This is a genomic window from Gloeothece verrucosa PCC 7822 (genome assembly GCF_000147335.1).
GTDB lineage: Bacteria > Cyanobacteriota > Cyanobacteriia > Cyanobacteriales > Microcystaceae > Gloeothece > Gloeothece verrucosa.
Genome location: NC_014501.1, coordinates 2,500,742 through 2,513,072, shown reverse-complemented (window position 1 = coordinate 2,513,072; position 12,331 = coordinate 2,500,742). Strand labels below are relative to the sequence as shown.

Below are 12,331 nucleotides of genomic sequence, written 5' to 3'. Positions count from 1 at the left end.
AGCTTTATCATTTTCTATTGTACATTCAATCCCTCTACAGACGTTGCCTGCAACCTTTCTACACTCAAAAGAGAGGGCGTGAATCCGATTTGCTATCAGGGGGGTTGGAGAGATCCTCGGTTCAAAATATTATAAAAATACGATTACTTAGAATTTTTGCGGTCATATTAGGGAATTATAGAATTGTAGCTTGTAAGGTTGGCTTATGAATCAAACCTCTGATTTACTCGTCTCTATGAGTGAGTCTATTTACCAAACTCTGGTAGAGACGCATCAACACCATCCTGATTGGTTTCAAAACAAGTTTAAGTCTTATTCTTGGCAAAACCCTGAGTTTAAAGATAAATTTATCACGCGGTTAGTGGAAAAGTTCTCTCCCACTGAAGAATGGGATACGGTTATTCTTAAACTTATTGCTTTACTGACTAATATTTTTTTACCGATTTTTTTTAAGTCCCAATTATTTACTCGGTTAATTAGCAAACTTAATCAATTAAGTTCTTCTCATCAAAACTCCTCTCCTTTATCCGATGAGGGGTTGGCGGTTTTGTTGTTGGATGCTGAAAATTTATCTCTTGAAGAAAAAATAGAACGATTATTAGAGAGACTTTCTTCTTATCCTTTAAAAGTTAAGTTAGCTGTGGCTAATTGGCGCAGTCTGGGCAAGAAAGATGAAGAACTTAAACAACGCGGCTATGTTCTAATTCATGTGCCGAGTGGAAAAAATAATGCCGATTTAGAAATGATTGCTTTAGGCGACTCGGTTTTTCTACACTCTTGTCTCGTTAAAGAGGTTTTTGTCTGTTCGTGTGATAAAGATTTAGACCCTCTAATTAAGCGGCTTATCCAAAATGATTTGATTGTACATCGAGTTTCTCGAAAAGCTGATGAAATAGTTGTTGTTGATCCTAAAACTCAAAAAATTCACAAATATTCAATAAGTTCTCTGCCGGATATTCCCTCACTTCAGGATTTTATTCCACTCCTGAAAAAGATTATTTTAGAAGAACAAAAAAAGCAGGAAAAGCAGTGGCTTCTCTTGTCCGAAGTTTCTAAGGTCTTTAAAGAAAAAACAGGACTACATATTAGTCAAATTGTTAACTATCTTTTACCAGGTAAAAGGGCAAGAGATATTTTTATAGAATTTAAAGAAGACTTTGTTATTCATCAAATTGGTGAAAAATCTGAACTTTATGTAACTGTGTTTGAAAAAGAAAAAAGTTCTGTTTCGCCTGTAGAAAGTGCAAAAATTAGTGAAGTTTTTCAAGTTTTGAGTTCCCAAGAATTACTCAAAATAGCAGTGGTCGGAATTGTTAAGGTTTTAAGTGAACAATCCAAACAGGAATATATTCCCATTGCCAATGTTGCCTCTGAGTTTAACAAACAATACAACCTGCCGATTACTAAAGCTATTAAAACTTTTCAATTAGGGAACAAGCTGATCACTTTTTTAAAATCTTGTGAACAGTTAAAATTGAAACAAAAGCAAAAACTTTATCAAGTGGCTTTAAAATAGTCCTCCAACCACAGAAGTAATTTTTCACAGATGAACCGAGATAAATACAAATGAATTGATGAGCCGATAGAAGCTTAAGAATATCGTTAAGAAATTTTAAGCTTTGTCTCTGTTGTGATGGACTGGTGACACGAATGGATTCATTGTTAATATGGAAATGAACTAGCTTATAAAATAAGCAGCAACAGCAATTATTTAAACATCCTTCTCTAAAAAAGCAAGAAAAGGGAAGATATTATGATCAAGTCACACTCACACAACACTCTATTTTTCTCTGGGAAAGCAGTCTTAGCAAGTCTGTTACTGACTTTAACAACGGTTGGGATGGGATTAACTCCTTTACCCAGTTTAGCCCAATCGCCGCAAGATACTATCAATGAAAAAATAGTGGCCCTCAAAGCCTCAGAAAATCGATGGATAGAAATCGATCTATCTTCTCAAAGGTTAATTGCTTGGGAAGGGAAAAAGCCGGTTTATGCGGTGATTGTTTCCACAGGTAAGAAAGAAACTCCTACCCTTCCGGGTGTCTTTAATGTAAAAATTATGCGTTCTTTAGATCGGATGCGGGGACCGGATTATGATGTTCCTAATGTTCCTTATGCCATGTATTATCAAGGCGGCTATGCGATTCATGGGGCTTACTGGCATAATAAATTTGGCACGCCGGTTAGTCATGGTTGTATTAATGTAGCGGTTGATCATGCTGAATGGTTGTATAAATGGTCTTCTATAGGAACGCCGGTAGTCATTCATGATTAATTTTTTGGGTGGGTAAGGCCCACCAAAATGTTAAAATTCCTTACTTGTTCTTGGTCTTGAGTTAGATTTAAATTAACAAAGTAGAGTTTTTCTTAATTATTTAAACAAAATATTAATGAAATTTTAACGGTGGGTGTAGATAGTAAATAATCTTAGCTGGGAATACTAGGAATATAGTTCATATAGGCGATCGTGTTATGCTGATGGCACTAAAAAACCAACTTAAGCGGGGAATTTGGCTAGGGTTAATTTTGCTAACTCTGGGGATTACCCTAAGTGTAGTATTTAATCCTTATACTAATCTGAATATACAAACCCTAACAATTATCAATAAAAATCAAGAAAAAATAGTAGGTAAACTTTATACGCCAAAGATGGCTAAAGTCCCTTTACCGGTAGTGATATTATGTCATGGCATTACTAATTCTAAGCAACACTCTCACTTATTAGCTGTAGAATTTGCTCGTTCAGGACTAGCAGCAATTGCGTTTGATTTTGGGGGATTTGGCGAGTCTTATTCCTTAGAAAAATCTAAGAACCTACTTGAACAGTTAAGCGTTACCACTCAAGAAGATACTCAAGCTATTTTTGATTATATTCAAACCAATAACCGACTATTTGATCTTAACAAAATAGCTATTGTTGGTCATTCAATGGGGGGAAATACCGCTTTAATATTTTCTCAAAACCATCCAAATATTAAATCAACTGTATCCTTGAGTTTTGGGAGTGAAGTCAATCATAACTTTCCATCTAATTTATTATTTGCAGTTGGCTTATATGAAGAATTAAACCCTATTCGTCAATTGAAAGAAGTTTTTAAATCAGCGTTACCTTCCCAAGTAGAATGTAATTATATGGAGATCTGCGGGGATTTTGCATCAGGAACGGCTCGTCAATTTCTGATTTCTCCTACTGCCGATCATTTCACTGCCCCATTTGATCCTTATCTAATTGAAAAAATTATTTTATGGACAATAAAAGCTTTAAATCTAACTAATACTCAGGTTTTATCCTTAAAAATACATAGTTTTATTATTGCTCAACTTTGCGTTTTTATAGGAAGTTTAATTTGGGGCATTCATTGTCTTTATAATAAACCTTTATGGAGCCGAAGTCTCGGAATTTTAATACTAATTCTATGGTTATCAAGTAACAGCAAAATTTTAGATGCTGACTGGAGTAGTTTGGTCATTTATTTTTTAGCTATCTTGTTATTTTTGACTAATTATGCTAACCAAAATAAACATTTATTTATAAAAAAAATCAAAATAGCTTCATTATATGTCGGATTATTTCTAACAATTATTTTTATAATTACTGTTTTTTCAAATATTCCAGAAATCGTCTCTCGTCCTCATTATTTAATTGATTTACCAAGATTTTTTATCCAATTTGTTTTTTTCATAAGTTACAATTTTATTTTAAAAATACGATTAGTTTTAACGCCTAATTATAGCTATAGTTTAAGCATTAGTTGGCTATTTGGTATTCTTTTAATGATTGAAACGCTATTCCCTACAAAAATATTAAATTTTTTAGAATTTATAAGTATTAGTATAATTAATTGGTTGCGTCAGCCATTTAGATTGGGGTTAGGTAGGTTATCTCGTCAAGAAGGAATAACTTTAGCATTATTAGGTATAGTTTTAACTATAATAATTATCATAAGATGGCGAGAAGGTCTGCTAAGAGAAGCATTAGAAATGCCAAATATTTTCGGTATTTTGTTGATAAAAACGGTTTTCTTACCGATATTTTTAATTGTGTCAACCCTTCGCTCCCGTTGGTTTCACCATTTAGAAGCTAGTGTTTAAACCTAAGTTTGATGTCAGGAATTGACGGAAGGATCGAAAGAGTCAGGAGTCAGAATACTTGATTTTATAAGAATTTTTAGCCATAAAAACCCTTTAAAGTCTCAATTCTTCTCCTGTCTCTTGCTAAATGTCGAACTAAAGTTTACCAAAACATTACTGAGGTTTCGCCAGTAGAAAAGTTAGAGTATAAACGAATTCTCAGCACATACCGCCGACCTTTATAAAGCCGAACATTGATTTGTGCATTAGTGTCTGTGCCACTGTCGTCATCGCCGTCGACATACTTCAGGTCACCATTGATATCCTCAAAAAGAACCATGACTGTATCCGATTTTCCAAACGTCTGAATTGTATAGCTTTGGGTGGCAGGAGGGTTGATCACAAAGTTCTTTTGTTCAGCAGGAGCAAGCGAAAGAACTTCCGAATGGGAAGCTTTTAATTCTGGATAACTTGATTCATCAAGTGGGGGATAGAAGAATTTTGCCTGCTGCAAATCTCGCTCAGAAAGTCCGCCGGCAGGGTTTAATCCGTTGCGATACTGTTCGGGGCGGTCAATGAGTCCTGCCGCAAAAGCGTAATGCATAATTGAATTGGGGTCCCACTGTGTGCCTTGGACTTCTCCGGGTGCAAGCTTTTGGAGAATATTAAAAAACGTTGTCTCTCGGTCCCATTTATTGGGAGGCCCACCAAAATATCTGTAAACGGCCTCTTCGTTCCATACGATACCTGCAAACGGGTTTTGGTGTTCATGAGGGAAACCCAATGTGTGACCGATCTCGTGAACTGGAACATCTACTCTACGGGGATCAGTGCGAAGATCCCAGCCGAAATTCATGGTTCGCTCGCCTTGTTTAGGAATAGTGAGGATATCACGCCCAATATAAGACCAAGCTCCATCTCCTTGCAGAAATCCGATTCGTATCTCTGCCTCGCTCATGCTTCGAACTTCCTCAAACTTGATGCCAATCCCTACTTTTTTCCACTCCTCAAATCCCTGCCGGACAATATCCTTCTGGTCGTTTCCTGCCGCATAGTCACCTTTCTCGAAAAAATAATAACGTAATTTTGTCCCATTGACCCACTTCTTTGAGATTAATTGGATCAGCCGCACACGATCCAACGACACGTTCGAATTAAATGTCTGTGGCGGAACTTTTGGCAGTGAACAATATTTTAGTGCTTCGTTAGCTGGATGCGTCGCATCCTTTGACTCGCGTTGGATTCCCAGCTTGCTTTCAATGTTTTCAATTCGTTTTATTAATTGCTCAAGTTGAGAAGAGCCGATTTGTAAAATCTCAGTCATGACAAATTCCTCCAAAGTCAATTAATCGAGCATAACCCATCAATAGGTAGCGAATCGAAATTGATAAATCTGAGGCTTTTTAAAACCGAACATCAACAGATTTATTACACCACCCTAAAACTGACCATACTGTTCATTTTTCTGGGTTTGCAAAAAGAAAACCGCGTAAAAATTAGCCCCCTACTGCTCCTTTGTAAAAGTAATCTTTTTTCAAAAACTGTTACTTAGTCAACGGTAGGATTTTTAAAAATTATACTTAGGCAGTTAGGTTAGAGAAACTTATATCTTAATTGATATCAATGATATATAAAAATTAAAAGAACAGCGAATTTTGCAACAAATCTTAAACTGGATAAAAAGTTATCCAAGATAAATTACAATTGTTATGTAATAGTTCAACTTAGCTGGGCGACAATTTGATTGGTTAATAAGTATTGCTGTGTTAACAAATCCTCTACATTAATTCGTAAATTTCGCCGCTCATCGATCCAAAATTGAATTTTAACGCGATCACTTCCGGGATACCCTAAAGGATCTAATCTAGCAATTGTCCGCGCCCCTTCTCTATCATTAAGGGGTTGTACTACGGTATCTCCTCCCCCAACCGCACGAGTGATTAAGCGATCGCCATCAAAATAAACCTCTGTTGCTCCGGTTTCTGCACCCAATTCTCCGATAATTAATTCAATCGAAGGCTGATTGTCTACTGATGCTCCTAAAACTAATTCGATCGGTTCACTCATGGGGTAAGGTTGCCCTGATTTAATAATGCTATGCCAACTGTGACAGTTTCTGCGACTATTCCAGTAACGGATACCATAACTGTGATAGAGAAAGTCTTTGACTTGAAATCCCTGTGCTAACTGTAAAGCCCCAAGAGCAATGGCCTCAAAGGGACGATCACATTTAATTTTACTTTCCTCAAAATACTCCCTCACCCATTTTTGCACCGATGGGACCTGCACTGTACCCCCCACTAACAACACAGCATCTATATCTGATACTTCTATGCCGTTGCGTCTTCCCTGTTGCAACACTTGCGTCATTAATTCATCAAGTTGAGCAAAAAATTGTTGCTGTCTGAGGATTTCCTCAAACTGCTGCCGGTTTAATTCCAACTCATAACTATCTAAAGTTTCATCATTAAAATACACTTCTGTCGCTTCTGTTTGGGAAGATAATTGTATTTTTAATTTTTCTGCTAAACGAGTGGTTAAAGGAGATTTCGGTAAATCTTGCGTTTGATGAAAATAATCTACTAACCAATAATCTAGATCACTGCCTCCCAAATTCGCTCCGGCTTTGGCTAACACCCTAGCAAGTTTGGCTTTTTGTCCTGAACTCGTCCCTAATAATTTTTCTCCCCATTTGAGAATAAACCCCTGAGACTTTTGTTTCGTTCCTAAATCCAACTGTACCAAAGATAAATCAATGGTTCCGCCGCCAAAATCTACCACTAGCAACAAGCTTTCATCGGTTGTCCCATACCCTAACGCGGCGGCAGTGGGTTCATCAATAATTCTGACTTGTTCAATATTCCAACCCTGACAAACTTGAGTTAACCAATGACGGTAAGTCTCAAAACTATCCACCGGAACAGTTAACACTAAGGAATTAGGGGTTTGAGAGGTTTCTGGTTGTAATTGTCCAATCAGGCTATTTAAAAACCATTCTCCCACCATTTCAAAGGTGACCACTTTCTCATCTAATTCGGGTAAAAACCCTTGAATGGGTGCCCCTATCCCTCGTTTAAAACTGCGAAAGAATCGCGCATCGTTAGTTAAGTCTAAACCGCGATCTCGGATCGTTTGTCCTACAATGACTTTACCCTGACTCGCATCTTCGACATAAACTAAACTAGGAATCAACGGAGGATTGTCTCCCAATTGTTGAGAGAATCCTAAAAGATTAATGGTTTCAGGTTGTTGGGTAACGGGGTTCCAACGGGTGATAACGGTGTTACTCGTTCCGAAATCGATAGCGTAGGACACTGTTGTCGTTCTTATACAGTTAGACTGAAAAAAAGGATATTGATAAGGTAGCAGGGATTTCGCTCCTTTAGCAACAGTCATTAGTCAATAGTCATTAGTCATTAGTCATTTTTGACTAAATCATGTTTTACTATAAGTAAGTAAGCACTTACACAATATAAATGACTAATTTATCACCAGGAAAGACACAGACACGCGATCGCCTAATCAAAGCCGCTATCGAAGTTTTTGCCGCCGAGGGAATCACAGGAGCAACAACCCGTGAAATTGCGCGTGTAGCGGAGGTAAGCGAAGTCACCTTATTTCGACATTTCCCGAGCAAAGAGCAACTTCTAGCAACGGTAGCTGAACAGATCAAGACATTAGAAATACAAGCCCTTAGCCAGCAAGAGGAATGGACACAAGATTTATGGCGTGATTTGCTGCATTATGCCCAACTTTACGATCAGATGATCGAAAAATACGAAGCACTGATCCGAATGTTTATCGGCGAAGCCAAGCGTCATCCCCAAGAAGCGCTGCAAGTCTTTCAGCAATCTATTCTGCCTCTACGAGAAAAGCTGATCAAATATCTTCAAAATGGGATAGAACGAGGAACTGTTCGCAGTGATCTAGAATGTCCCTTAGCCGTCGATCAGTTTACGGGAATGTTATTAGCTGGAATGTTACGCCGCCACGTCTCATCGATTCCTCGTGATTACACTCCTGAGCATTATTTAGAAGCCTGTGTAGAGTTATTTGTTAGGAATATTCAAGCCTCGGTTTCCTCGAATTCATTGAGTTAAAAATTATAGCGAAAGTAACGTAACATGAAGCCAGAACCATTAACAAATAATTCAATCCAGCTAGAATCATCCCCTGTATCCAACGGCAAAAAGACTCAATTGGAACGAAACCCTCAACAATCTTCACAGACGACCTATGAGGATCAAATTGAATCCACCTCATCAATAGCCAGCGAAGGTAATGAAACAAAATTAAAGCCCAACGAACAAAAAAATCTCCCTATAAAAAACGAAGATACTGTTACATTTAAAGACCCGGGCCTTGAAGAAGACCCGCAGCAAAATCAAGAAAAAAATCCTTTAAAATCTCTTGTTAAACGAGGCTTGATGTTACTGATCACCCTTAGCCTTTTTGGTGTGGGGGGTCTATGGGGTTGGCGATGGTGGCAATTTGGACAAACCCATGTCACCACTGATAACGCCCAAATTCAGGGACATCTATCTCCCATTTCTGCTAAAATTTCTGCCACTGTTCAACAAGTTTTAATTGAAGACGGTGACCCGGTAGAAGCCGGACAGATTTTAATTATACTTGAAGACCAAGATTTAAATCTGAAAATACAACAGGCACAAGCCAATTTAAGAGCGGCTCAAGCTCATTTAAAAACCGCTAGAGATACAGTCAGCGTTACTCGTCAAACCAACCCAACGCAAGTGCAACAAGCTCAGTCTAAGCTCGCCTCAAGTCAGTCTGCGGTTAGCGCCGAACAGGCTAATGTTCATCAAATGCAGGCAAAAGTTGAAACCGAGCAGGCAAATGTCGCTCAGGCCCAAACACTGGTGAACAAAACCCTGGCCGACTTCCGCCGCTACGAATTTCTTTACGAACAAGGGGCCGTTTCAGCACAACAATTTGATACAGCGCGGGCGGCCTATGAAGATGCTCGCTCCCATTTAGCCGCAACTAATAAAACCGTTGCTCAAGCACAAGCCGAAGTTAAAAACGCTCAAGCCCAACTCAAACAAGCACAGGCTCAGGTAGAAGCCGCCCGAGGGCAAGTAGCTGAAACCCAAGTATCCGGGCAAACGGTAACCGTGCAAACCGACCAACAGCAAGAAGCACAGGCGCAAGTGGAACAGGCTAAGGCGGCTTTAGCCCTTGCCCGTCAACAGTTAAAATACACGCTGATTAAATCTCCCATTAAAGGAACCATTGGTCAATTGACAGCACAAATGGGGCAAAAAGTCCAGCCCGAGCAACCTTTATTATCAGTAGTTCCTTTACAAACCGAGCGGGTATATGTGCAAGCAAACTTTAAAGAAACGCAATTAGGCAAGTTACACATCGGGCAACCAGCAGACATTGAAGTGGATGCTTACCCACAAGAAAAGTTCCACGCCACAATTGCAGGTATTAGCCCCGCAACCGGTGCAAGTTTTGCTCTGATTCCTCCGGACAATGCTACGGGGAACTTTAATAAAGTCGTTCAATGGGTTCCCGTCCGCTTAGTCTTTAACCGCAATGCCGATCCCCAACACAAGCTTAGACCCGGATTAAACGTTAAAGTCACGGTAAATACAGCCAAGGACAAGAGGTAAAAACGAGGCAAAAGGCAAAAACTTATTTTTTTATTCTATTTTTAATGGCTACTAATCAATTCTCGTCAAAAACTAAACTCTCAAAAAAATCAAAAGACCTGGTTTATGATGCCGGTGGATATGTTCAAGGCCCTCGGAAATGGGCGATCGCCGTGACGGCCTCATTAGGGGCAATTTTAGAAGTCATCGATACCAGCATCATCAACGTTGCTTTAACCGATATTCAAACCACCCTCGGAGCAACTATTACAGAAATTGCTTGGGTCGCTACAGGTTACGCCATCGCTAATGTGATTCTTATTCCTCTTTCAGCTTGGCTAGGGGATTTTTTCGGCAAAAAAACCTATTTTGTCTTTTCTATGGTGGGTTTTACCTTCGCCTCAGTGCTGTGTGGTTTATCCCCCAATCTCGCTATCCTGGTTATTGCCCGAATACTGCAAGGATTATTTGGCGGTGGACTATTAGCCAAAGCGCAAGCAATTCTCTTTGAAAGCTTTCCTCCCGCCGAACAAGGCGTAGCTCAATCTGTGTTTGGTGTTGGTGTGATTGCCGGACCGGCCATCGGCCCGACTTTAGGCGGCTACCTTACGGATAATCTCGGGTGGCGATGGATCTTTTTTATCAATCTCCCCATCGGGTTAGTGGCCATAGCGATGTCGATGATCTTTTTACGTCCTGATCCTCCCAAAGTGAACAAAACTCAACAGCCCGTCGATTGGTGGGGAATTGCCTTATTAGCCGTCTCGGTGGGCAGTTGCCAAGCTTTTTTAGAAGAAGGAGAAAGAAATGATTGGTTTGAGTCGAGTTTTATTACTACCCTAGCCATTACGGGCGTAGTGGGATTGGTGCTGTTTATTTGGCGAGAACTGAATATTAAAGCACCGGCGGTTGATCTGCGAGTGTTGAAGCATAAATCTCTGGCAGCCGGTAGTCTTTACTCGGGTATTTTAGGGATGGGACTTTATGGGGCCTTGTTTGCTGTACCGTTATTTGCTCAAGGGGTACTCGGATTTTCGGCCACACAAACCGGCGATTTACTTGCTCCAGGTGCTTTAGCTTCAGCGATTGTGATGATTATACTCGGTAAAATGTCAGGTAAGGTAGATGCCCGCATTTTAATTGGTCTTGGGGCAGTGGGTACCTCCGCCGTTATGTTTAATCTAGCAACCATCACTCCTCAAACCGGTACTGATGATTTATTTTGGCCGCTGGTTTGGCGTGGTGCAACAACGGTTTTAATGTTTCTGCCTCTGAGTCTGGCCTGTTTAGGCCCTATCCCAAAACAAGATATTTCTGCCGCCTCGGGTTTTTATAATTTGAGTCGTCAACTGGGCGGGAGTATTGGAATTGCTATACTAACTACTTTGCTCCAGCAGCGAGAAGCATTTCACCAAACCATCTTGCTGGCAAAACTCACTCCTTATGATTTAGAAACTCATGAACGACTGAAGGTTCTTACGAGCTTATTTATGAGCCGGGGTTCGGATGCCGGTAGCGCTCATCAACAAGCCCTTGCATCGCTTCAGCAATTGGTCAATATCCAAGCGGCGATTTTATCTTTTGCTGATATTTTTCGCTTTGTGGGTCTTATATTTTTGTGTTCTTTACCGTTATTGCTATTTCTAGGTAAAGGAGGAGCCAGCAGCAAAGCACCAGCCGCCCATTAAATTTTTTATCTAATAGCATTTACTCAGAAAAATTAATCAGTGGAAGCTTAAAACCGCCACTGATTCAAGGCTACTAAATTTTCTTAGATCTCTTGCACAAATCATCATTTTTGAAGAAAACGAATAAAGGATCAAGCCTTTCCCCTTTCCCCTTTCCCCTTTTCCCGACTTCTGCAAGAAGTCTATTGAGTGAGAGTTTGTCTCTGTAATTGCTCGCTGCAAAAATTTTTCGGTGAATTGAAAATTCAAAAAATGGTCAATTTTGACCCATCTTTTCCCCTGACCAACTTACCCAATTCGGTGAACGCGCTGGTAGGGGAGTATGACACATATCATCTCCACAATGTCCGGCTTCTAGGTTATCTGCCATATTTAAATCCGTGTTGATGATTTGAGCATCTGTTAGGTTAGCACCCATTAAGTTAGCCCCATCAAGATTGACTTCTCTCAAATTGGCTCCCGTTAAATTAGCTCCAGTTAAATTAGCACAACGTAAGTCAGCTTTAGTTAGATCGGCTCCCGATAAATTGGCTTCTCTTAAATCTGCACCAATGAGGTTAATTTCTACTAAATTTGCACCCACTAAATGAGCTTTGAGTAAGTCGGCATCCGTTAGATTTGCTTGCATCAAACAAGCTCCACTTAAATCAGCTTCACTCAAATCAGCGCCGCTTAAATCAGCGCGAGTTAAATTAATCCTTTGTAAGTTAGCTCCTTCTAAATTGGCTTGATGTAAATTGCTTCCCTGAAAATCGCGTTCTTTGGCTTTATAACGTTTGAGTAATTCTTGTATATTCATTGAGGTATTGCCTCCTTTACAAGTTATTAAAATTCCATATTCTCTTAGGGAAAAACCTAGAAATAGTCAAACTTCTAGACTTATCTAGGTTCGTTTCTCGAAAATGCGCTCATCAATGTCATAAATTTATGACCCAATTGTATAGATTTTACTTG

Annotated in this window: 9 protein-coding genes; 6 read left to right on the top strand and 3 right to left on the bottom strand. The window is 39.5% G+C overall.

The genetic code is table 11. The features are described from left to right. Positions 1–205 precede the first annotated feature (205 nt). The 3 genes from CYAN7822_RS10980 (at position 206) to CYAN7822_RS10970 (ending at position 4,092) form a co-directional block, all read left to right on the top strand. On the top strand, positions 206–1,516 hold the full coding sequence (locus CYAN7822_RS10980) for an NYN domain-containing protein (protein ID WP_013322334.1): 1,311 nt from the start codon (positions 206–208) through the stop codon (positions 1,514–1,516). Positions 1,517–1,753: 237 nt separating this feature from the next. After that, on the top strand, positions 1,754–2,275 hold the full coding sequence (locus CYAN7822_RS10975; RefSeq protein WP_013322333.1) for a L,D-transpeptidase: 522 nt from the start codon (positions 1,754–1,756) through the stop codon (positions 2,273–2,275). A gap of 197 nt (positions 2,276–2,472) precedes the next feature. Beyond that, positions 2,473–4,092 (top strand): alpha/beta hydrolase, encoded by a 1,620-nt coding sequence (locus CYAN7822_RS10970; protein WP_013322332.1) that lies wholly within the window; start codon positions 2,473–2,475, stop codon positions 4,090–4,092. Positions 4,093–4,234: 142 nt separating this feature from the next. On the opposite strand, the gene CYAN7822_RS10965 is transcribed toward CYAN7822_RS10970, so the two are convergent. Continuing rightward, positions 4,235–5,395, bottom strand: a complete 1,161-nt coding sequence (locus CYAN7822_RS10965) for a M12 family metallopeptidase (RefSeq protein ID WP_013322331.1) — start codon at positions 5,393–5,395, stop codon at positions 4,235–4,237. A 395-nt stretch (positions 5,396–5,790) separates the two neighbouring features. After that, positions 5,791–7,386 carry an Hsp70 family protein gene (locus tag CYAN7822_RS10960; protein ID WP_041933651.1) on the bottom strand — a complete coding sequence of 532 codons (1,596 nt, stop codon included), beginning with the start codon at positions 7,384–7,386 and terminating at the stop codon, positions 5,791–5,793. Between the two features lie 161 nt (positions 7,387–7,547). Here CYAN7822_RS10960 and CYAN7822_RS10955 point away from each other — a divergent pair, with 161 nt between their 5' ends. The 3 genes from CYAN7822_RS10955 to CYAN7822_RS10945 are packed head-to-tail and all read left to right on the top strand — an operon-like array spanning position 7,548 to position 11,377. After that, positions 7,548–8,171 (top strand): TetR/AcrR family transcriptional regulator, encoded by a 624-nt coding sequence (locus CYAN7822_RS10955; protein ID WP_013322329.1) that lies wholly within the window; start codon positions 7,548–7,550, stop codon positions 8,169–8,171. 24 nt (positions 8,172–8,195) lie between these two features. After that, positions 8,196–9,710 carry an HlyD family secretion protein gene (locus CYAN7822_RS10950; protein WP_013322328.1) on the top strand — a complete coding sequence of 505 codons (1,515 nt, stop codon included), beginning with the start codon at positions 8,196–8,198 and terminating at the stop codon, positions 9,708–9,710. 44 nt (positions 9,711–9,754) lie between these two features. After that, a complete protein-coding gene (locus CYAN7822_RS10945) occupies positions 9,755–11,377 on the top strand; it encodes a DHA2 family efflux MFS transporter permease subunit (protein ID WP_013322327.1) in 1,623 nt (540 codons plus the stop codon). Between the two features lie 256 nt (positions 11,378–11,633). Here CYAN7822_RS10945 and CYAN7822_RS10940 read toward each other — a convergent pair whose 3' ends face one another. Next, positions 11,634–12,176: a pentapeptide repeat-containing protein gene (locus tag CYAN7822_RS10940; RefSeq protein ID WP_013322326.1), complete on the bottom strand. Its 543-nt coding sequence runs from the start codon at positions 12,174–12,176 to the stop codon at positions 11,634–11,636. Between the last annotated feature and the right edge of the window lie 155 nt (positions 12,177–12,331).